The organism is Chryseobacterium sp. LAM-KRS1, assembly GCF_013184525.1.
GTDB lineage: Bacteria > Bacteroidota > Bacteroidia > Flavobacteriales > Weeksellaceae > Chryseobacterium > Chryseobacterium proteolyticum.
In genome coordinates this window covers 753530-777227 of sequence record NZ_JAAOIZ010000004.1, presented here as the reverse complement: position 1 = coordinate 777227, position 23698 = coordinate 753530, and the positions used below count along the sequence as shown (strand labels likewise).

Here is a 23698-nt window from a genome sequence, read left to right as displayed (position 1 = left end):
GATTCTTTCATCATTGGTACTTTCCCTCTGTTCGGTGTTGGGCTATTCCCAGACCATACTCTATCAGCAGGAAAGTACATCAAGAACAGTACAGGATCCGCAAACCGTGGTCTTGGCTCAAGGATTTAAGGCCTCCTCCGGCACTTCAAATCCTTTTGTGGCAAAGATCGGGCCTTCTACTGAAAACCCAGGTGGGGGACCTACAGATTCCGGCGCGGGAGCCGGTAATCCAACCGGGACATCTGCACCAACAGGCCAGAGTTTCCATGATACCAAAGGAAATATAGAGGTTTCCGGAACCGGACAACTGCAATTTAGCTTACCAATAGCTTTACCTCCAGGAATAAAAAGTGTAGCACCTCAGATCAACCTGACATATACAAGTGGTTCTGTCAATGGAATTGCGGGTTATGGTTGGGATATTTCAGGAATAACAGCAGTATCTAGAATAAGTAAGAATATTGAAAAAGACGGAATAACCAAATCGGTACAACTTGATTATTCAGATAATTATAGCTTTAACGGACAGAGGCTCATTCTTAAATCGGGAGAATATGGAAAAGATGGAGCTGAGTATGTTACTGAGAAATACTCCAATATCAAAATCAAATCATTAGGAACAAAAAATGGAGTTCAAGGACCCATGTTGTTCCATGTTACCTTTGATGACGGCTCGCAGGCATGGTATGGAGATACTGAATACAGCGATCCGGAGCATTATAGTGCAGCCAGAACCTCTATGGGATATAATCTTGTAAAATGGATGGATGCCCAGGGGAATTACATCACCTATGAATATGAGAAGAACCAATATCTTACTTCTCAACCAGTTCCAGGTGGGGATGTTACCCGGATAAAGAAAATAAAATGGGGTGGGAATGAGACCCTTAATAAGCCACATTTCAATGAGATTTCGTTCAATTATAACCTGGATAGGACTTTTAAGGAGATTTCCTATCATCAGGGATTTTATTACAATCAGGACAAATTATTAAATGAGGTTGTCGTTTCCACAAGTGGTAATCAGTTTAGAAGATATGCATTAGAATATACGGATAATGGTACGAGTTATCAGTTTGTCAATAAGATTACGGAATACAACAGTAATAATGAGGCAGCCAATCCTATAGCTATAGAATATGAACCTGCTCAGACTGCAGGAGAGGAAACAACTAAAGAATATAATATCACCACGACCAATACCAAAAAATATGGTGATTTTGATATGGATGGTATCACAGACTATCTGGAATACGTTCCCACTCCAGGGACTGCGGGATCCACACAGGTAGGTGTTTTGAACTTTAAGAGCTCCGTATACAAAGATGTTCCGGTTATGCCGCTACAGTATGAACTTAATCGATTTACAGCTGCTGAATTTGGTAAGGCGACATCTGTGACTTTCAAAAAAGACGGATACGTAAAAAACAAAGCAGGAATCGTTATTCCTCATACCGTTGCTACAGGAGATCCTAAAAAGCCCAATTATGAATTATTGGTATACTCTGTAGATATTTCAGATTTCAGATTCAAGCTGGAATATTCGAAACTAATTACGTATGATCAGTATGCTATTGGTGATCCCGGAGATGACGACCTTCCTATGACGGGATGTAACTATTCAGTTGTAAGCTTATCGGAACTGACAAGCTATGATTATGACGGGGACGGAATTACGGAACTTCTTTTTAATTTCAGAAGAACGAGAACATGTATTAATGGAGGATTTGATCCGGAACCTATTGGTAAACCTATTTCAAATCCTGTTGCCTTGGATGAAACTACGCCTCCTACACTTCCTTATATCGAGCCTTCAGTTAACTCATCCAATACTGAAGAATATGGAGTACCTCCGATCGACAATGGAGAGGTAAACATTATTCCAGGAAGTACTTTAACAAGTTTTTACTCATCTATATTATTTGATCTAAGTGAAAACCTTCCGGTTGCCGAAAGCATTTACAAATATGACGAGGGAACTGGAGCTGCAAAGAAAATCCAGTTCGCAGATTTTAACGGAGATGGAATCCAGGATATTATCTGGCTCAATAGCTCCAATGGTACTATGACCAAAGTATTTAATATCAATAAAATATCTGCAGGAAACTTTGTATTATCCAATGTAGGAAACTTCACAGGACAAGCGCTGGGAGGATTCTTCAATGGTGCACTATACGGTGACTTTAATGGCGACAGCAAAATTGATGTCTTAGTTCCTCAAGGGAATAAATCTTATAACTGGAATTTATTTTTATCTGATGGGAAAAAGCTGAATCAGTTCTACATCAATAACTTTATTTTCTACTCTTCAGGAACCGAAACCTTAACACAAGGTGTTCATAATACCTTCTTTGAAAGTGGATGTGCGTATGGTATGAGCAGATATTTCCAGTATAATACAGCAGATTTGGATGGCGATGGAAAATCTGAAATTATTGTTTCAAATGTTTTAATTACTGACCATACATGGAATGCTCACCATGACAAGGAATGGACTAATACCAATGTTACAGTTTACTCTGTTAACAAAGTATCCGGAGCCAATGATAAAAGTATTGTTTACAATCCTCCTATTACTATTCTGGGAGCAAGCATTCCACAACCTTATAATACTGAAAACACAGTTTCGATCCAAACTAATAGTGGTATCAACTTCTACAAAACAAGAAACTGGTTAAAGTCTTTTAACGAAAAGGTAATTCCTTTTAGTAATTTGACCATTAATAAAGACAACCAACAGGTTATCCTTTTAGGAAAACCAGATGATTGTTCTGGAGTTATCGGGTGCGGTTACAACTATGTGATTCAGTATGGATATCCTTATGTGCCCGCTTTGGCAAGAGCTAAGAATATCAAGCAAGGAGGAATCACCACAGAGATTAGCTACAAAGAACTTAACTCAAAAACAGATGCTAATTTTTATCAGCCCGTACAAAAAGAACTTTATCCTTATTTTGAATTGGAGCAAGCACCATTATCCGCTGCTGTATCACAGATTAAACAGTATACGCCAGCCGGTACTCTGATCCAGGATTTCAGATACAGAGGTTTTTTAAGTCACTTTACAGGAAGAGGGGTAATTGGCTTCCGTCAAACTGCCCGCTCCTCCTTATATGCTGCCGGATTTGAAAATGCTAAAATTTGGTCGGGTATACAAATAGACCCTTTATTGGACGGAGTTCCTGTAAAAGAGTGGTCCATCAGAACCAATAATGAAAACCTGATATTCCCGGCAGATATCTCTGAGAACAACACTCAGTTATTAAATTACAAATCAACAATTTATAAGACAGATAAACTTCTCAACGGGCAAGTTGTTACAACAGTTTCTGATGCTGACAAGCCTAAAGTTGTAACAGCTACTGTCGCAACCTCTACATTAGCTAAGGACTTTTTGACGAATGTTACAACAGCAGGAACAGCTATTTACAATACCTACTACCTGCCGTCTAAAACCACTTCCAATGTTAATGATAATTTTTCAGTAACCACGACGGACTTTATTTACACTCATAATCCTTCAGGAATTGGAAAAGATTATTTCATTGGTCATTTGGATGCAAAAACTATGCAGCATGCGGCTTTTAATACGACCAATAAAGTAAGCCAATATTACTTGTACCAAAATAATCTCCCTAAAACAGTAATTAATGTTTCTGGAAATAACTTCTCCAATAACTTCTCGGACAATCTTACCGAGGATTATAAATATGATGGATTCGGTAATGTCATTGAGAAGAAAGTTACAGCCGGAAGTGATTCACAGTTCAGAATTAACAAAAGCGAATATGATGATAAGGGAAGATTTGTTATAAAGAAAACGGACAACCTTGGATTAGAAACCAGTATTACCTATAATAACTGGGGACAGATTTTGAGCGAGACAGATCCATCAGGAAATACAACAACCAACACTTATGATTTCTGGGGAAAACAGTTGACTGCCAAAACAAATATTGGTGGAACTACTAGCTACCAGTATATAAAAGATGACCAGGGAAATACCATGGTGATCACATATGAAGCAGATGGAAGTATCTCTAGAAAATATAATAACAAATTGGGTCAGGAATATAAAACCCAGACTAAAGGTTTTGAGCAAGGGAAATTCGTAGCAGTTTACCGCATGTTTGATGCTTTAGGCAGAAAAATTAAAGAGTCCGAGCCGTACTTTGACCAGGCAACTGAAGACTTGCCTGCCAATATCCAGTGGAACACATTTACCTATGATGATAGTGTATTCCCAGCTAAAATGACAGCTTTATTCTTTAATGGCAAACAGACGGAAAGTTGGGTATCAGGAACTGTCACAACTTTAAAAGAGCTTAACGGATATGGAAGAACAACGACCAAAACGGTAGATGCTTTAGGTAATGTAATCTCTACAACAGATAAAGGAGGGACTATTAATTTCACGTATAATTCCCTTGGAAAGCAGCTGACTGCTCAATATGGAAGCAACGTTGTAACAACAAAATATGACGTTTGGGGTAGAAAGACAGAACATATTGATCCATCCAACGGAAAATACACATATGAATATGATGGTTTTGATCAGGTTAAAAAAATCATCAGTCCTAAAGGGACGAAGGAGTATATCTATAATACTGTTGGTCAGCTGATCACTCAGAAAGAAATTTCAACAGTAGATGCAGGGGCTGCAACCAATAAACTGATTTCATTTGTTTATGATAATAAAGGAAGGGTAATTTCTAAAACCGGAACTTCTAAAGGAAAAGCGTATAGCTCAAGTCAAGTTTACGACCAACAAGGAAGACTTTTATCTGCATCTGAAAACAGCAACGGTAGATACTATATGCAGAAAGGAGTTACCTATGATGATAAAGGAAGGGTGATTTCTTACGAGAAGAGCCTATATTCATCTGGAGTGCTTACAAAGATAGATATTGAGAACGTTTATAGTACATGGAACGGGGAACTTTCCCAGGTAAAAGACAAAACATCAGGTAAAATATTATGGACCTTAATGCAGGCTAACGCCAAGGGTCAGGTATTAAAAGCAAAACTTGGAGCTTCAGAGGTTAATAACGTATATGATCCTAATGGATTCTTAGCAAGTGTAAACCATTCCTCACAAGTAAAGCCAGGTATTTTACAACTTTCTTATTCATTTGATGCAATAAAGAACGAGCTGAAAAGCAGAACAACGGGGGGGGATTTTAATATCGTTGAATCATTTGATTATGATGACAACAACAGATTGATCAACTGGACTAACCCTGTAACAGGAATCAAACCTTCAAGTAACCGTAATGTCTACGACGAGAAAGGAAGAATCTTAGAAAACGATCAGGTTGGAACTATTAAGTTTAATAATTCTGCCAAAATTTACCAGCCAACAGGAATGACCTTAAATGCTGCAGGAACTCAAAATTATAACAATGACCTGATCCAAAGTATCGTTTATAACGAGAACAATGACCCGGTATTTATTGATGGTCAAAAAGGAGATGTAGCCTTCCAGTATGGATTAACAAGCATGAGACAAAGGGTTACTTATGGAGGTAACTTTGCCGCTGACGGAGATGGTAAGTTTACTAAATTCTATAGCGGAGATGGAAGTTTTGAAGTCGTATTAGATAATACTACAGGTAAAGAAAAGCATGTTCTTTACATTGGAGGAACTCCTTATGAGAGTAATATTATTTTCCTGAAAGATTATAACGAAACCAATGGCTCATATAAATTCCTTCATAAAGATTATATTGGAAGTATCCTAGCCATCAGTGATGAAGCAGGAAATAAACTAGAACAAAGACATTTTGATGCATGGGGTAATTTCACCCATCTTCAAGTTGGAAATGGTGCTATTATTACCGATAAGAATATTATTGACAATACAGCGTTACTGATTGAAAGAGGATACACCAGTCATGAACATTTTGCCGAAGTGGGAATCATCCACATGAACGGAAGATTGTATGATCCACTGTTGAGAAGATTCTTAAATGCTGATGAGAATATTCAGGAACCTTACAACACCCAGAATTATAATAAGTATGGATATGTAATGAATAATCCATTGTTATTTAATGACCCAAGTGGTGAATACATCTTCGGTATTGAGTCTGCTCTATTGGCAGCAGTAGTTATCGGAGCGATCGTTGGTGCGGCAAGTTACATTGTAAGTGCTATTATCACAGGACAGAAGTTTTCTCTTCTGGGATTATTTAAATCTACTGTATTTGGTGCTATATCGGGTGCCGTCACCTTTGGTATAGGCCAGCTCTTTGCCCCCGCCATTCAATCTGCAGTGCAGGTATCTAATACAGCTTTGAAGGTAATGGCTCAAACAGGTGTAGCATTAGCGCAAGCCACAGTACATGGAATTGCTCAAGGAACTTTATCCTTAATGCAGGGTGGATCTTTCCACCAGGCAATGCTTTCAGGGGCATTGGGTAGTTTAGGAGCTTCAGCATTTGGTGCTTTTGCTAAAGATTTTGCTAATCAAACCGTAGGAAAGGTACTCTTTGGGGCTATCTCAGGAGGTGTAGGTGCCGAATTGTCCGGAGGTAACTTCTGGCAGGGTGCTGTGATCGGTGGAATTGTTGCTGGATTAAATCATGCGATGGAGCATCTACAAAAGACTTATGAAGTAAGTGTTCTTCACGATTATGGCGGTGCTAACGGAGCAGGTCATGAAGCCATAGCATTTGAAAATCCAGATGGTACACTACTTTATATATCTAAGGATGGAACCCATGAAAATGGAGGGGTATATGGAGAAACTCTTAAAACTGATCAAAATTTTAAAAGTATTGAGGAAATTAACGACTTCTACAGCACCAAGGTTTCACCAGGTAAAAGGTATGATGCGGTTGCTGTTTACAGAGCGACAAGAGCCCAGATCAATCGCGGAATTGCTGCTGCAAGAAATGTAATCTCAACGAAGTACAAACTGCTTACTTCAAGTTGTACTACTGTAGTGGAGCAATCATTGAAAGCAATGTATAATGCTAGAATATATTCAGGTATGATGGCTCCTAATATTAATTTCTTCATTAATAATTTTATATTTGATAAGCATTTAGTTAAGTTTTATGATATTAAATAAATTATGAAAAATCTGATTTTCTTATGGGCAATATTTTCAATCACTGTTTCGTGTGTAGGTTCTGATACTGAATTTTTACCTGCAGACATATCTGAAGCAAGAGAGAAAAAATTACTGATCCATGTGTATAAACCAACCAGCAATAAAATAACAATTAACCGGACAGAGTATTTAATTCAGGAAGTTTTTACAACTTTTAAATACAATTCGAAAAATGATCAAAGAATCAACAAAAATTTCTTTGCTTTAAGTATTAAAATCAAAGATTTAAAAACCAATCAAAAAGGTTTAAGTGTTGAGGATAGCGACCATAGTCGGTTTATCAATTTTCACTGTGATTTTTGTGGTGGTTTGAATAATGATAATATTGTGATGTACTACAATGATATCAGCAAAAGGAATACACTGGATTCCGTAAAAATCGGCTTTAAGAATTATAAGAATCATGAACAACTTATTTACCTTATAAAAAAGTAAATAAAAAATTCCCCGCTAAAAGCGGGGAATTTATTTTTTAAATATCATTAGATTGGTGACTTATGGAAAACCTCCTCATTAAATAATAGGCTACAAATTCGGGTTATTCTCCACCTCCTTCTGCGGAATCGTAAACAAATAATACTTGCTGTTTGGCGTGAAGGCAGATTGATCAGGAAAAGAAAATACAGAATGCCCTCTTCCATTCACTGTTTTTACAGTTCCATCCGGAGTTGTTACTTGTACTTTAATTGGCTGACCATTGGAATCAGTAAAAGGTTTTCTTACTACAGTTCCCTGAGTTCTTATGATATCGGACAATGAAAATCCTTCTCCAAATAATTCTTTTCTTCTTTCGATCAGGACTTCTTTGATCACATCATTCTGGGCTAAAGATCCATTGTACAAGTTAGCTTGTCTCGCCGATTTCAGTTGATTTAAAACTGCTACAGCATTGGTTACATTCCCATTTCTGGCTTCTGCCTCAGCCTCAATCAAATACATTTCAGCTGATCTCATGAATACAATGTCAGCAATGAGATTGGCTTTAAACTTAAATTTAGCATATCTCAAGAGACCTTCCCTTCCGGGAAGTCCATCCCATTGAAACAATTGGTACCTGATGTCATTGGTGTCAAATAAATCTTTAAAATAAGGGTCCGCCATAAAACTGTAGTAATAGCTTCCTGATGAAGAAACATCTAAATAATGGAATGCATAGCTTTCCCCTGATTGTTCCTGCGTCTGGCCATGTCCCCAGATCCATTCCCCATTGGTAATATCATTAAACCCGTCCTTATACTTTTCGGGAGCCATCAACTGAAAACTAGCTTTTGCAATTTGAGCAGCAGCAGTAGCCTTAGTCCACTCACCCGTATTTAAGTAAGTCCTGGCCAATAATCCATATACCACAGACTTATCAATTTTATCCTTATTATTTCTTGTATAATTTGCTAATAAAAGTCCTGCCTCTGATAGATCGTTTTTAATCAAAGTATAAATTTCTTCAAGGCTAGCTCTCTTTTTTCCTACAGAATTTATGGTTGTAGGTTCTGTATAAATTGGAGCTACCAAAGCGTTTTTATCTTTTAAATAACTAAACTGATAAAGGCTTGCTAAATTCAAATAACAAAAAGCACGTAAAGCTTTTGCCTGGCCCTTAACCTGATCCTTTTTAGACTGACTTCCTTCTACTCCATCAATACGACTAAGCACATTATTCATGTTATTGATTGCAGAATATAATAAACTCCATACAAATTGAGAACGACTTCCGGTACTATTCACTAAATCGGTAAAAGCGTAAGCCGATGCAAAGCCATATTTATTAGTAAGGACAGCGACATCACTTCCCATAGCATCGCTGGCCCGTAATACTGTTGAATAGCCAATGTTAGCATAGGTAGGCCCGTCATCATTGAATTTTGCCCATGTCCCATTAATCACCGTTTCAGCACTTTCAGCTGTCTTGAATATCTCAGCTTCATTAGCCTGATTAGTAGGAGCTGTTTCCAAATCATTAGTACATGCAGTAGAAGAGAAAGCTGCAATAAGTATAAATGATATATATTTTATTTTTTTCATTGTTTTGATTGTTTTAATATAAACTTAAAGTGTAGCCTGAAGACCGAATGTTATTGTTCTCATTGCCGGATATCTGTAATAAGTGGTACCATCTATTGCTTGCTCAGGATCCATTCCTTTGTGCTTGTAGAAAGTTAAAAGGTTTTCAGCCTGAAGATAAATTCTGAACTTTTTCAGTCCCAGTCTTCCGAAATAATCTGAAGGTAACGTATATCCGATGCTCACATTTTTCAATCTGGCATAAGTACCCGAGTATAAAAACCTTGAGGACGTTGAAGTCCAGTTATTTGTCGTTGTACTTAAAGCCGGAACATCCGTATTGGGATTTTCAGGCGTCCATCTGTTTAACATCTCTGCACTCCATGCCCTTCCAGCATTGCTTCCATTTGACATTAACATGGTGTAATCTGTATCAAGAATTTTTCCTCCAACACTAAAAGTTAGCAGCGCGGATAAATCAAAATCCTTATATGTAATATTTGTAGTGATTCCACCGGAGAATTTAGGCAAAGAAGAACCCTGCAATGTTTTTGTCGCCTTTGCATATTCAGAAGTTGTTCCTTCTACTGTATTCCCATTGGCATCCTGATAAACATATTTCCATAGCGGAGCACCGTTACTTGGATCAACTCCAACCCATTCCGGAATAAAGAAATCATAAACAGAACCGCCAACCTGCAATAATTTAGTTCCTGTTACAATTGGACCTTTAGGAAGTTTCGTAATTCTGTTTTTTAGGGTTGTTACATTAACATCCACATCCCATTGAAAATCGTCCGTTTTAACAGGAGTTGTGAATAATGAAAATTCAAAGCCTGTATTTTTCAGTTCTCCAATATTCGCCGAATAACCACTAAAACCAAGAGACGGAGCCAAAGGCCTGTCAAATAAAAGATCTTTACTTTGACGCTGGAAATATTCCACATTACCCTTAACCCTGTTTTTAAGAATAGCAAATTCCAGCCCCACATTCAAGTTAAGATTGGTTTCCCACTTAAGATCAGGAGTGGGAAGCCTGCTAGCAACTGTTCCTCCTTCTCCCAGATTATTGTAAAATGCGTAAAGACTCTGGTAAGCATAATAAGTACTCAACTTATCATTTCCCTGTCCTCCGTAACTCGCACGAAGGGTTAGCTGATTAAAGAAATTTAGATTTTTAATGAATTGCTCATTAGACGCCTTCCACGAACCTCCTACTGACCAGAAAGTTCCCCATCTGTTTTGAGGTGAAAAACGGGAAGATCCGTCTGATCTTACAGATCCGGAAATAAAATAAATGTTATTGAAATCATACTCTGCTTTACCTAAAAAACTCAGTAAACCTAATTTATCACTATTACCACTAAAACCTCCTAATAAAGCCGCTGCATCCGGTTCATAATAATAAGGTAAAGAAAACTGACTTCGGCTTCCGGATATCGTCTGATACTCATAATGATAAAACTCCTGTCCAGCTAGAATATTGAAATGATGCTGATTGAATTTCTTGTCATAGGTCAAGATATTACTGGTTGTATAAGATAATGTCCGTGAATTTGTCTTGGTCACCGAACCTCCGATTTCACTACCCTCCCCAAGTAACGGATTTGAATAATAATGCCCATTATAATTTACCAGGTCAATTGAAAAACTGGATTTAAATTTTAATTCCGGTAAGAAGGTAAAATCCAAATACCCTTTTCCTGAAAAGTTATCTTCCCTGTTTTCATTTTTATCTAATGGCAAAGTTGCTGCTGCATTTTGATTTTGCAAAGCACTTGTCGGCCTGTACTTTCCGAAGTCGTAAATTGTATTTCCGTTAGCATCAAGCTTATAGCTTCCATCAGGATTTCTTTCATAGTAGGGATAAAAAGAAGGAATTACTCTGGCCGCATTAATAATATTATCAGTTCTTGAATCTGAAGATGGTGGTGCCTCCTGAAGACTATTGGTATAGCTAAGGTTTGCTCCAACAGTCAACCATTTCTTCACTTCATTATTAATCTTCAATCTTGTACTGTATTTTGTAAATCCGGATCCTATGGCAATACCCTTATCATCAAGATATCCTAATGAGAAAAAATAGTTTCCTTTTTCATTTCCGCCACTAAAATCAAGATCAACCTGGTTTCTTGAGGCCACTCTTTGTAGTATATCCCTCCAGTCATCATTCCATAAAGGCCTTGCTCCAGGCAGCAGTTTTCCATCTGTCCCTACCGGTTTTGCATAGTTAGAACCATATGGATTGATGCCCAGGTTATTCACAAGATTATCTGTGGCCATTTGTGCAGCCTGTTGTGCTGAAACCTGTCCTGATTTATATCCATTTCTCATTGCTTCCCAATATAATTGAAAATACTGGTCCGTGGTAACCTGTTCATAGTCCTTTACAGCCCTGCTGGAAAATCCCTGACTGATATTAAAATTGATTCGTGATTCTCCTTTTTTCCCTGACTTTGTAGTCACAATAATCACTCCGTTAGCACCTCTTGATCCATACAGAGAGCTTGCCGTAGCATCTTTCAAAACACTAATTGATTCTATATCATTTGGGCTGATAGAATTGATATTTCCATCAAAAGGAATTCCATCCACCACGAATAAAGGATTACTTGAGGCACTAATAGATCCGATCCCCCTGATACGGATTGTTGCCGTAGCACCCGGTTGGCCTGAAGCACTTACTGCCTGCAATCCCGCTACCTGCCCTTCCAAAGCTTTTGTAATATTGGTTACCGGCCGATTATTAATCTTTTCGCTGGAGATCGTCGCTACAGAACCTGTGTAACTCGTCTTTTTCGCTTTACCGTAAGCTACCACAACGACTTCATCAATATCTTTTTCCCTAAGCGTATCTTTCTTCTGCTTTATCTCCTGCCCATTAACACTAATAATGCCTAAGAAAAACAAAGCACCGGGTGAAATCCAAACACCAGCTTTGAATAAACTTTTGCTAACCATAATCAATTTTATTTGTTAAATATTAAAAAAATACCCTTTGCGGAAAACACAGCAAAGGGCATCAAGAAATTGATTTAACCAAATGCTTATTTTTCCTTAAAAGGCTGAATGTAACACCTTGCATCATGCAGGTTGTTAAGACTTCGTAGGGTCAGTTCCCTCCATCTTTCTTTATAAGCCGATCGAAATATGGATGCAAATCTAAAAACAATTAGTCTATAAAACAAGTAGACTAATTTATTTTTTATTTTAAATTCTCAAAAATTAACTTAATTTTCACTTAAAACGCCTGTTAATAAACTATTAGAGAAAATGTTAAATTTTTAAACATGAGAAATATCATTAAAAATAATGTAAAACATCTCCCTCAAATAAAACCCGTAAAATATCCGCACTAATCGAAAAAAACTTTTTAATTTTATGTTATGAAAATTTTAATCATAAACGGACCGAATCTCAATCTGTTGGGCACAAGAGAACCTGAAATTTATGGAATAATTTCAATGGATGAATATTTGGAAAATCTAAAAGATGAATTCCTTTCTTACGAACTGACCTATTATCAATCGAATATTGAAGGAGAATTAATTAACAGGCTTCAGGAAGATGATTTTGATGCTGTTATTATCAATCCGGGGGCTTTTACTCATTACTCTTATGCGATAGCCGACTGTTTAAAGAATATACAGAAACCTAAGATTGAAGTACATATCAGCAATATCTATAAAAGAGAAGAATTCCGGCAAAAGTCAGTAACAGCAGCTCACACAGACGCTGTATTATCAGGATTTGGAATGCAAGGATACAGACTGGCTTTATTAAGCTTTTAGGATGTTTTAATACATAAAAAAGCCTCATCAATGATGAGGCTTTGCTTTTCTTATATTGTTTGTTCTTGTAATTGAGGTCCGGAAGCAACCAGCTTTTTCCCCTCTTCAGTGTTACAATACTGTTCAAAATTCTTAATATATCTTGATGCTAAGTCTTTAGCTTTCTCTTCCCACTCTGAAGCATCACTATATGTATGTCTTGGATCCAGAATACCTTCTGAAACATTGGGTAAAGAAGTAGGAATTTCCAAGTTCATAATAGGTACTTGCGCCTTAGGAGCGTTCTCAATAGATCCATCAATTATTGCATCAATAATGGCTCTTGTATCTTTTAATGAGATTCTTTTTCCTGTACCGTTCCATCCTGTATTTACCAAATAAGCTTTCGCTCCATGTTCTTTCATTTTACCAATCAAGGTTTTAGAGTACATGGTAGGATGTAACGTAAGAAATGCCTCACCAAAAGCTGGAGAGAATGAAGGTTCCGGAGAAGTAATTCCTCTTTCAGTTCCTGCTAATTTAGAAGTATATCCACATAAAAAGTGGTATTGAGCCTGATTTTCATCTAAAATTGAAACCGGAGGTAATACTCCGAATGCATCAGCTGAAAGATAAACGATCTTCTTAGCATGCCCAGCTTTAGAAGGCAGTACAATTTTGTTAATATGGTAAATCGGATAAGAAACTCTCGTGTTTTCAGTGATTGAGTTATCAGTATAATCAGAAACACCATTATTTACAACAACATTTTCAAGAAGAGCATCTCTTTTGATCGCTCTGAAAATGTCCGGTTCTTTTTCTTCCGACAAGTCAATTACTTTTGCATAGCAACCTCCCTCATAGTTGAAAACTCCATTGTTATCCCAACCGTGCTCATCGTCACCAATAAGATATCTTTTAGGATCAGCGGATAAAGTTGTTTTACCTGTTCCGGAAAGGCCGAAGAATAAAGCAACATCTCCTTCTTCTCCTACGTTTGCAGAACAGTGCATAGATGCCATTCCTTTTAGCGGAAGGTAATAGTTCATCATTGCAAACATTCCTTTTTTCATTTCTCCTCCATACCAGGTTCCTCCAATGATCTGTAATTTTTCCGTAAGGTTGAACATTACAAAATTCTCGGAATTTAATCCCTGAGCTTCCCAGTTCGGATTCGTTGTTTTAGAACCGTTCACAACAGTGAAATCAGGTTCTCCAAAGTTTTCCAGCTCATAATGAGATGGACGGATGAACATATTAGTAACGAAATGCGCCTGCCATGCAACTTCTACGATGAATCTCACTTTAAGTCTTGTGTCAGCATTTGTTCCACAAAATGCATCCACTACATAAATTTTCTTAGAAGAAGAAAGTTGGTCTAGCACTAATTCTTTACAAGACTTGAAGATTTCTGCTGTTGTAGGCAAGTTCACTTTGCCATCCCAGAAAATTGTGTCTCTTGTAACATCATCCTGAACAATGTATCTGTCTTTTGGAGAACGGCCAGTAAAAATTCCTGTTTTTACTGATACTGCACCAGATTCCGTAAGTTCAGCTCTCTCAAAACCCTGATTTTCAGGAGAAACTTCTGCTTGAAATAATTCCTCATATGAGGGATTATATATTATTTCGTAGTCTCCCTTAATCCCTAATTTTTGCAAATCCTGGATGATTTTAGCGTGTTTCATTTTACTTATATTTTCTATTTCTTTTTTTAGTCCAACAAAATTAAATATTAATTTAGTGTTACAGGTGGTTAAATATAATGATATAAGTCAGAATGACAAAGAAAAAAACAGAACGGCAAATTGTTAAATATCAAGCAATTATATCAATCCATTCAAAAATAGTCGCAAAACCTTTTCCCCGAAAATAGTCCTCAAAGCCCCTAAATTTGGCACTCATTACAAAATCTCCCCCCCAGGCACCCAAACTTTTCACAAAAACCGGACAGTCGGAGAAGAATTTGTCTTTAACGGTAGGAATATTCAGAAAATCAGAAATTTTTCTTTCATGAACAGTCATTAAATGACAAAAATCATTTAATTCATTACATAATAGAATTTCATTGGTAAGGGCTGAAAATACTTCGATCAGTTTCCGGGATTTTATTTTGGACTTATACAGATCGATTGCTTCCCTGCTGTCTTGTTTTTGATTTAAATGGATAAAAATCAAGTCGTCCTTAAAGATAGGATCAAAGGTTACTCTTTTATATTGTATTACCGGTTTATTCTGATACAAAACTGCTGATTTTTCCTTTGCGACAGCAATATCATAACCACTTCCACCCAAACTTAGACTATTTAGCATGAAAGGATCTGTATCAGCCCACACAGAAAGGTTGTTCATTAATGTTGAACTGCTTCCCAATCCAAAATCGGAAGGGAACTGTAGATTTGTTTTTAAAAAGTATGAATCTGCATTCTGGAATTTACGAGTAGAAAGCTTTTGGACGTTTTTCAACGTTTTTATAAGAAATTCGGCACTGGGAGCTATATTTGTCTCAAGGATTTTCCAAGAGGAATAATCAATGATCACTTTCAGCCATAGCTTATTTTGATGATAAGCTTCCCAAAAAACCAATGATTTCCCATCTTCCGTTTCTTCAAAGAAAAACTCTTGTCCCAGCCTGGTTGGTACCGCTAGGACAAGAGCTCCATCTATAGCGAAATATTCTGAAGTAAGCATGAGCTTTCCCGGTGAAAATATTTCGCCCATTTGTTTATTTTTTAGATTGCCGAAGCAACGTCTACAGAACTATCAATTTTCTTGATCAATCCCTGTAAAGTTTTTCCTGGTCCAACTTCTACAAAGTTAGATGCTCCGTCTTTAATCATATTCTGAACAGATTGTGTCCATTTTACAGGACCTGTCAACTGAGCAATCAGGTTTTTCTTAATTTCGTCAGGATTTGTAACTGCAGTCGTGGTAATATTCTGATAAACTGGAATCGTTGCTTTTCTGAATTTAGTTTGTTCAATAGCAGCCGCCAATCTTTCTTGTGCAGGTTGCATCAATGGAGAATGAAAAGCTCCATTAACAGGTAGCAATAATGCTCTTTTTGCTCCCGCTTCTTTCAATTTAATACAAGCTTCTTCTACGGCAGCAGTTTCTCCTGAAATTACAAGTTGCCCAGGACAATTATAATTTGCAGGAACAACAATCCCATTGATCTGTGCACAAATTTCTTCAACTTTAGCATCTTCCAATCCTAAAATTGCAGCCATGGAGCTTGGATTAATATCACAAGCTTCCTGCATTGCTTTTGCTCGCTCAGAAACTAATTTGAGACCGTCATCAAAAGACAGAACTCCATTAGCGACCAATGCTGAAAATTCTCCTAAAGAGTGACCGGCTACCATTTCAGCACCAAGTCCATTTACAGCTTTTAAAGCAGCTACAGAATGTATAAAAATAGAAGGCTGAGTAACCTCGGTTTTCTTTAGATCTTCTTCTGTCCCATTAAACATAAGGGATAAAATATCGAAACCTAAAATTTCATTGGCAGATTCCATCAAGTCCTTTATGTCTTTTCGAGAATCATATAGTTCTTTTCCCATCCCAACAAACTGAGAACCCTGCCCAGGAAATACAAGTGCTTTCATCTAATAATTTAAAATATTATGCAAATATAAACATAATGTGAAGATTTTCTTTCATCCAATGTACTTCACTAAGGAACTAATCGGATTACACGATAACCAGTATTCACATAAGCTCCATTAGCTTTGGACTTTACAAATTCAAACTTGGTTGCAAGCTGAGTTTGAACTTTATTCATTTGTTTAAAAATTTCTCCTTTTTTATTCTCTCTGGTTAACATGTCATTGACAACATCAAAACCAATAATTGCATATTTGGGAGGAGTCTTGCAATATTTACCTTTATAGGCTGCCAAAATCTCTTTTTCAAAACTTCCGTCCGTATTGATTTTTCTGTCCATTAAGTAAACCAGACTCGCCTGACTAAGGTCGTCTACCTTTTTCTCAAAACTTGGAGCATAATACATGCTAAAAGCTTTTATTCCCTGTACTTCTTTTGTCAGGGCAATAACTCTATTTGAAAAAGCCTCGCCCGTACTATCGTTATCACTGGCTAAAATAGCTATTACAGGAGCAGATTGTCCCGTCATCATATTCTGGTCTGCCTTAATTTCTGCAGGAGAACTTACAATTGTTACATTTGGATTTTTCACTGCCTTTTCGAGACCCGCTTTAATATAATTTGCATTTTCCTTTTTGCTGTCTGCAACAATATAAATTTTTTGATCCGAGTATACAGTTTTTACTTCATCTACAATTTTATCCGCATAGGTTTGATCATTCGTTTCAATAATAACCAGATTACTGTAGTTATACAATTCCGGAGAATTTGCAAACGGCGCTACAATTGGAATTTTCTGGCTTTTAGTAAAGTCCAAAACATCAATGACATTCGATTTAAAGAATGGGCCTATAATTAAATCCGTATTATTAGGATTGATTTGAGTCAATGAATTCCTAAATGAAGCTTCATTACCGGAATCAACTACTTTAATATCCAGTTTCTGACCGTTTCTTGCATTTCTTTCAATGGCTAATTTAGCTCCTGTAAGAAAATCCATTGCCATTCCCCTATATTGAGTTTCATTTGTACTATAGCCGAAAGGAAGCATCAAAACAACACTTAAAGCATCTCCGCTTTTCTTAATGTATGCAGGATCAAGCTTCTTAATTTTCAAAACCATCCCGGTCTTTAGTCCGTGGGTTAAATCCGGGTTTAAAGCGATTAATTCGTCAATGGAAATACCATATTTATTCACAATAGAGAAAACAGTATCCCCTTGCTGAACAGTGTAAGTAACATATTCATCTCCTGCCTCTGCATTCACGTTAGAGGAATTATTAGCAGATGACTTTTCGTTGCCTGAATCAATTTTAGTTTTAGGGTTAACAGGCTCCGTAATCACATTAGCAACATTGCTATTTGATTTTTTAACACGGATAACCTCTCCTGGTTTTAATCCTTTTTCTTCCAATCCAGGATTTAAAGCATACAGCTCTTGTTGGCTAACTCCAAATTGTTTTGTAATTCTGTAATAATTATCTTTTGATTGAATTGTATAGCTATCCTCATCTGTTGCCACGGCAGTTGATGGAGTATTATTATTAGCAGTTGCTTCTACATTTTTTGAAGCTACAACAGGTTGTTGGTTGCCTCCATATTTTTTTATGCTTTCAAAAGGTAATGTAATCTCATCACCGATCTTCATATGAGAATCCAATTCAGGATTCAGCTTTCTCAAGTCAGTTTCAGAAATACGGTATTGCTTTGTAATTCCATAGATGGTTTGTTTCGGCTGTAATACAATTTTACCAAGCTGAGCATTGGGTTTAGATTTTTCAATGACAGCACTTTTTGTAACAGGAGCAGAAGTGCTTTTATCAGATTTAACTGTAAGCACATCACCGATTGTCAACTTTCCATCTTTAAATTTTGGATTTAGTTTCAGCAGTTCATCCACCGTTATACCATACTTCTTGGCAATATTATAAGGATTGTCTCCTTTAACTACGGTATGTGATTGTTGAGCGGAAACACCCAAAACCATACATAAACTGGATAGAATAAAAAACCTTTTTATCATAGTAGATAATTATAATTTACAAAAATACTCCTTTAAAATTAAATGGCAACAATTATTAATTTTGATTCTTGAACCACCATTTCTTCTAAACAAGTTTCAAGCCATGAATATCCATAATCGGCGAAAAATACACTAAAATTATAAACCCTTTCCTGCCATGTTTTAGAAGGATGTACGTTTAAAAATAAATTTTCCAACCTTTCAAGCAATTCACTTTGTTTTATCTTTTCTGCATGAAGAAGTCGCTTTTTCATCCTTTTGTAAGATTTGAGCTGTCTAATTTCTTCCGCCTTAACCATATTTCCAAAAGATTTCTCGGTAGTTTCGGCGATAGACCGTAATTCAGAAAAGCTATTGATCAAAAGAGATTCTTTTTCTTCAAGTAACCTGAGAATACTACTATTATCTAAGATCCTGTTGTTCGTAATAGCTGCAAAATTCTGAAAGAAATCATCAACTTTCAGATCAAGCTTATCTATTTTTTTTAATACTTTCTCCTGTAAGAACAACATTGAGTTTCGGGGAATCAAAACAGGAAAAGGGATATCTATTTTAGTAAAATAGTCTTTTAACTCAAGCCAATACATAATTTCTGCATTACCTCCGATATAAGCTAAATTAGGCAATACTTTTTCCTGATAAACCGGACGCATTAATGCATTAGGGCTAAATCTTTCCGGGGCTTTATCCAATTCATTTAAGACCTCTTCTTTTGTAAACCGGATGGGAGTATCCACCACACTATAATGATCTCCTACCAATTCTATCCGATCCCTCGTGTCAGAAAGGTAAAACAAATTAATTTCCCTGGGATTCACCTGAACCTTTCCATATTTATCTGTGAGAAATTTCACTTTTTCTTTGGAAGCATGATATAATGCAGAATGAATTAACTCTTCCCGGAAAATTTCTTTGACCTGATTTTTCAATATACCTGAATCCCCATCAATGATTAACAAACCAAACTCTGAAAAAAGTCTGTTCACTAATGTCTTTATAGCTTCTGTTAGAGTATTCCCGACTTTGTAAGCTTCTTTAAGCATTAAGATAAGCTCCGTCCCAAAAACAGAATCCTTAAATTCCTTTTCAAACTCAGAAATGAAAAATGTATCGCTTATCTGAATTCTTCCGACAGGTCCACCAGACTTTTCATTAATTTCGTAATAATTATTCTCGGTTTTGAAGTGATTGATCTCAGCAAAATCATGATCTTCAGAAGCCATCCAATAGACAGGAACAAAATTAAAGTCCGGAAAATTAAATTTTAAATAAGAACAAGTCTTAATAGTTTGTAAAATTTTATACACAAAAAAAACAGGCCCCGAAAAAAGGTTTAGCTGATGACCTGTTGTTATAGTAAAAGTATCAGGAAGCTTTATGTTGTTTAAATTTTCCCTTTGCTTTTTAGAAAGTGTGAGTCCGGATAACTGTTGTTCAAGAGCGGCGGATAATACCACTCTCTGTTCTGAAGTAAAAGATTCTTGTTTTAGATGAATTTGTTTTCTAAAATGGTCTAATGAAAATGTATTTTCTTCAAAACCCTCAATTTTATGATTTAAAAAATCTTTTATTAACTGAGGTATATTTTCTATATCATTAAATGATATTTTACTGATTGTTTTCAACTGGTGTTATGATTTTAGTTGAACAAATACCAAACAATTCCAAGGTTCAGTCTAAAATCATAAACCGGATAATGTGGAAATGCATAGGCTTTATTAGATGAGATAAGTGTACCTATCTGTTGCCCTTCAACAAAGAAGAACATTTTTTTAACTTTCATATTGATATAAACATCAGCAATAGGCTGTCCCCCGATTGAAAATGAATCCGCTCTTGGTAAAATGTATTCGTTAAGTATCGGAAAATATTCTCTTGAAGCAAACTTTGAGAAATAGTAAACTTTCAATCCAGCTTGAATTTCTGCAGCATTTTTAAACGCTTTGGTCTGATAAAAGAAATTAGCACGGCCTATAAATCCAGGCATCGGATACAAATCTTTATTTGTTAGCGCGTTTTGAAACTGCACTCTTGTATTTAAATGATATTTACCAAAACTGAATGTAGCATCTCCTCCGATCTGAGAAATATTAAGCGACCCTTGGCTTTGTTTAGGCATTGATGCAGCATCGAGATAAGTAAAATTGTCTATTCTGAAATAATTAACAAACAATTCTGTTTTAAACCATTTTAAATTAATATTCCCACCAATCTCAGTTATCGATTGGTTTTTAACATTCTGAAGGTAATAATTAAAATTATTATAAACAGAAGTATTCAAAAGATAATTAAAAGAAGGATAAGCACTCTGGAAATTTACTTTAGCATTTACAAAATAATCTTTGATCGGCTCAAATTTAATGTTGTTAGTAGTTTTTACATAAGTTCCGAACTGGCTTCCATTGGAAAATTCCGCAAATGAATTAAGCTGGATTTTATCTAAAAGCTTTATCTGTAAGTTTCCTACTGCCCCAATTCTATTCTCTTTAATCTCATTTGGAATCTGTAATGTAGGCAGAGTAACTTGCGTTGCTCCAAACTTTATCATTTGATAACGCACTCCTGCATCCAGTTTGAACTTTTCATTATCCCAAACCAGACTAACAGTATTGCTTAAATTATTGGAATATTTCTTTGTTGAAAGAGGAAAACCATTAACGATTTCGGCGGGTGTATCGTACCAATATCCTTCTAAAGCATTTTGAGAGTAATAATATTTATTCCCTTGGTTAAAAATGGTATGCCTGATCCTAAAAGGAAATTTTTCAGCGTTAAAAGGAGTAAACTGATGGCTTAAATAATATCTTCTGTATCCAAATTGCGAACTTGAAGATGCAAGATTCACTTCTGCATTGATTCTGTTTCTGAAATCACTGTTCCCACTCTGGAACAGATCATCAGCCACAATTCCTCCGTTTTCCTGATTATTAACATTTTGATGCAGGTAATGAGCAAATAACTCATAGTTTCCGCTCTTACTTAGATAGTGTCCAGAGAATAGTGTATTATTATTAGCTGCCAATGAGTTCCTGTAAAGACCTTGTGATCGCAGTCCCATATATTCCAAAGCAAAATTAAATCGCTTTCCTATATTTTGAGTGTAAGTAGATCTTAAAACCGCTCCGTTCTTTATAGAATTATGATAAACAAAAGTTGCTGTTGGAGTTTTTACGTCATAATATTTCACGTCATTAATCCCAATAATTCCATAAGATTTATTGGAAGGCAGCAGTGAAAGGTTTTGCTCTGCATTCACCTCATAAGAAAGAGGATTAAATCCCGCTCCCACATTAGGAAATTGAACTCTCCCAAAGTTATCCTTATTGTTATATTGTGAAAAGATGTATGTTTTTTCGTAAGTCATCACCGTATCAAATATTTTCTTTTCAGAAAATTGAGTCTGATAAAGATAATCATTGATGGTAGGTTTGAATATTTTTAAAGAATCCTTCTTTCCAGAGTCAATAACTAAAGTATCAGCCAGTTTTTTTTCAAGCTTGTTAGAATCTGTTTTATTAACAACCTGTGCATTGAAAAAATTAGCAAAGAAAAGGATGATAAGAAATATATATTTCATGCGTTAATTTATAGGGTTCAAAAGTGATACAGAACCATAACGGTTTTCATATTACATTTTGTACAGCAAAAATAAGAAATAAAAGGAAATAAAAAACCCTGCTTAGAGCAGGGTTTAATATTATATGGTTATTGTTTATTAATAACCGTCGTTTTGCTTGATATCCGGATTCTGCTGAATTGCAGTTTGTGGAATAGGCCATTGCCATTTTGTACTAGACGCTGCCAAAGTCTGAGCTATAGGAGCTGTTCCAGTACCATCTGCTAAGTGGCCTTTACCAGATCTCTGAACTCCCAACCCAAGCCTTTTTAGAGTATACCATCTGTCATTTTCAAAAGCAAGTTCTAATCTTCTCTCGTTATAGATAGCGTTAAGCAATGCCTGTCCTGTTTCTGTTCCAGGAGTATAAGGACTATAACGTTCTGCTCTAATAGAATTAAGCAAAATTAAAGCTTGTGCTTCATTCCCCGTTTTATAGTATGCTTCAGCCATATTAAATACCACCTCAGCCGTTCTAAGATACTTAATTGGAACAACATTAGCAGCCCCACCTACGGTAGAATACTTCATAACATTGTTATAAGTTTTTCCTGAATAGGTTCCAGTTGTAAAATAAGTGGACTTTCTAATATCTGTTGACGCATAACTATTATAAAAATTATAGTCTACCACAAATTCTGATCTGATCTGTCCACCTATCGTTTGGTTGTAAGCTACTCCAACTGTAACGTTTTCTTGAGCCGAGTTTAAAACTTGAAACAAAACACCATCAGTACTTGTAGATTTCCAAATATTTGTGAAATTAGATCTAGAGGTTACACTTGGTGAAAGACCTAGCGCTTGCTGTCCATTAGAAATCACATTATTATAATCTCCTTTGTACAAATACACTCTTGATAATAATCCATAGATTGCAGCCTTAGTTAATCTTCCCTTATCTGCACTCGTTACATTGATATTATTTAATGCAAATTGTAAGTCAGCAATTATCTTATCATAAACCTGATTTACAGTTAAATTTCTGCTAATTCCTCCAGATTGGGTAGGATCAAAAGATTCAGAATAATAAATACCTATACTATTCCCTGCGTCTCCAGACTGAGTAGGAATTTTAGCATAAGCTCTTACAAGATCGAAATGAGCCATTGCTCTTATTGCTCTTACCTCTGCTTCAATACTATTTTTTTCAGCTCCAGTTATAACACCATTATTAATATGTTTTAAAACAAAATTAGCTTTTGCTATAACATTGTATGCTGCACCATATAATCCCGCAGTTTGATTATTATCTGAAGAGAATTCAAAGTTTGAAGCTGCAAAGTTTGAGTTTCTACCCTCTACATTTCTTACTAAATTATCAGTAGTTAAATCTCCCATAATAAGCTGGCTACCTGTATCTCCACCGTAGTAAGACACTCCTCCAACTCCATTCAAATTGACTGTTTTAAATGCTGTATAAGCTCCATCTGTCGCCATTCTGAAAGCAGTCGGAGAACTCATTGCAAGATTTTCTTCCTCATTTACAGTTGAAAACTGATCCAAATTCCTATCACAAGAAGCAAGCACTACGCCAGTAAGTGTAAGAACAAAAATATTTTTAAATATTC

Annotated in this window: 12 protein-coding genes and 1 riboswitch; of the genes, 3 read left to right on the top strand and 9 right to left on the bottom strand. The window is 36.1% G+C overall.

The genetic code is table 11. The features are described 5' to 3' along the window. Window position 1 precedes the first annotated feature (1 nt). Together G9C87_RS14580 and G9C87_RS14575 are read left to right on the top strand one after the other, a co-directional pair. Window positions 2–7075, top strand: coding sequence for an RHS repeat-associated core domain-containing protein (locus G9C87_RS14580; protein WP_410499347.1), 7074 nt, complete (start codon window positions 2–4; stop codon window positions 7073–7075). Window positions 7076–7078: 3 nt separating this feature from the next. Then, window positions 7079–7552 (top strand): hypothetical protein, encoded by a 474-nt coding sequence (locus tag G9C87_RS14575; RefSeq protein ID WP_172282391.1) that lies wholly within the window; start codon window positions 7079–7081, stop codon window positions 7550–7552. 90 nt (window positions 7553–7642) lie between these two features. Here G9C87_RS14575 and G9C87_RS14570 read toward each other — a convergent pair whose 3' ends face one another. Together G9C87_RS14570 and G9C87_RS14565 are read right to left on the bottom strand one after the other, a co-directional pair. Next, window positions 7643–9136 (bottom strand): RagB/SusD family nutrient uptake outer membrane protein, encoded by a 1494-nt coding sequence (locus G9C87_RS14570; RefSeq protein WP_172282389.1) that lies wholly within the window; start codon window positions 9134–9136, stop codon window positions 7643–7645. Window positions 9137–9160: 24 nt separating this feature from the next. After that, window positions 9161–12076 (bottom strand): SusC/RagA family TonB-linked outer membrane protein, encoded by a 2916-nt coding sequence (locus tag G9C87_RS14565; RefSeq protein WP_172282388.1) that lies wholly within the window; start codon window positions 12074–12076, stop codon window positions 9161–9163. A gap of 83 nt (window positions 12077–12159) precedes the next feature. Next, window positions 12160–12256: riboswitch (SAM riboswitch) on the bottom strand. Between the two features lie 245 nt (window positions 12257–12501). Between G9C87_RS14565 and G9C87_RS14560 the strand changes: the two genes are divergently transcribed. After that, window positions 12502–12906, top strand: a complete 405-nt coding sequence (locus tag G9C87_RS14560) for a type II 3-dehydroquinate dehydratase (RefSeq protein ID WP_172282386.1) — start codon at window positions 12502–12504, stop codon at window positions 12904–12906. A gap of 50 nt (window positions 12907–12956) precedes the next feature. Here G9C87_RS14560 and pckA read toward each other — a convergent pair whose 3' ends face one another. The 7 genes from pckA to G9C87_RS14525 form a co-directional block, all read right to left on the bottom strand. Continuing rightward, window positions 12957–14573, bottom strand: a complete 1617-nt coding sequence (pckA, locus tag G9C87_RS14555) for a phosphoenolpyruvate carboxykinase (ATP) (protein WP_172282384.1) — start codon at window positions 14571–14573, stop codon at window positions 12957–12959. 130 nt (window positions 14574–14703) lie between these two features. Beyond that, window positions 14704–15606 carry a GYDIA family GHMP kinase gene (locus tag G9C87_RS14550; protein WP_172282382.1) on the bottom strand — a complete coding sequence of 301 codons (903 nt, stop codon included), beginning with the start codon at window positions 15604–15606 and terminating at the stop codon, window positions 14704–14706. Window positions 15607–15617: 11 nt separating this feature from the next. Then, window positions 15618–16493 (bottom strand): ACP S-malonyltransferase, encoded by an 876-nt coding sequence (fabD, locus tag G9C87_RS14545; RefSeq protein ID WP_172282380.1) that lies wholly within the window; start codon window positions 16491–16493, stop codon window positions 15618–15620. Between the two features lie 68 nt (window positions 16494–16561). After that, a complete protein-coding gene (locus tag G9C87_RS14540; protein WP_172282378.1) occupies window positions 16562–18514 on the bottom strand; it encodes a LysM peptidoglycan-binding domain-containing protein in 1953 nt (650 codons plus the stop codon). A 38-nt stretch (window positions 18515–18552) separates the two neighbouring features. Then, window positions 18553–20139: a bacillithiol biosynthesis cysteine-adding enzyme BshC gene (gene bshC, locus G9C87_RS14535; protein WP_172282376.1), complete on the bottom strand. Its 1587-nt coding sequence runs from the start codon at window positions 20137–20139 to the stop codon at window positions 18553–18555. Between the two features lie 14 nt (window positions 20140–20153). Further along, complete coding sequence (locus G9C87_RS14530) at window positions 20154–22091, bottom strand: putative porin (protein WP_172282374.1); 1938 nt, start codon at window positions 22089–22091, stop codon at window positions 20154–20156. Between the two features lie 138 nt (window positions 22092–22229). Beyond that, window positions 22230–23591 carry a RagB/SusD family nutrient uptake outer membrane protein gene (locus G9C87_RS14525; RefSeq protein WP_172282372.1) on the bottom strand — a complete coding sequence of 454 codons (1362 nt, stop codon included), beginning with the start codon at window positions 23589–23591 and terminating at the stop codon, window positions 22230–22232. Window positions 23592–23698: the final 107 nt, after the last annotated feature.

Bases quoted from the DNA above. Each gene is read 5' to 3' on its own strand.
- pckA (WP_172282384.1), bottom strand. From the start codon at position 14,573: ATGAAACACGCTAAAATCATCCAGGATTTGCAAAAATTAGGGATTAAG.
- G9C87_RS14570 (WP_172282389.1), bottom strand. From the start codon at position 9,136: ATGAAAAAAATAAAATATATATCATTTATACTTATTGCAGCTTTCTCT.
- G9C87_RS14575 (WP_172282391.1), top strand. From the start codon at position 7,079: ATGAAAAATCTGATTTTCTTATGGGCAATATTTTCAATCACTGTTTCG.
- G9C87_RS14530 (WP_172282374.1), bottom strand. From the start codon at position 22,091: ATGAAATATATATTTCTTATCATCCTTTTCTTTGCTAATTTTTTCAAT.
- G9C87_RS14560 (WP_172282386.1), top strand. From the start codon at position 12,502: ATGAAAATTTTAATCATAAACGGACCGAATCTCAATCTGTTGGGCACA.
- G9C87_RS14550 (WP_172282382.1), bottom strand. From the start codon at position 15,606: ATGGGCGAAATATTTTCACCGGGAAAGCTCATGCTTACTTCAGAATAT.
- G9C87_RS14565 (WP_172282388.1), bottom strand. From the start codon at position 12,076: ATGGTTAGCAAAAGTTTATTCAAAGCTGGTGTTTGGATTTCACCCGGT.
- fabD (WP_172282380.1), bottom strand. From the start codon at position 16,493: ATGAAAGCACTTGTATTTCCTGGGCAGGGTTCTCAGTTTGTTGGGATG.
- G9C87_RS14540 (WP_172282378.1), bottom strand. From the start codon at position 18,514: ATGATAAAAAGGTTTTTTATTCTATCCAGTTTATGTATGGTTTTGGGT.
- G9C87_RS14525 (WP_172282372.1), bottom strand. From the start codon at position 23,591: ATGAGTTCTCCGACTGCTTTCAGAATGGCGACAGATGGAGCTTATACA.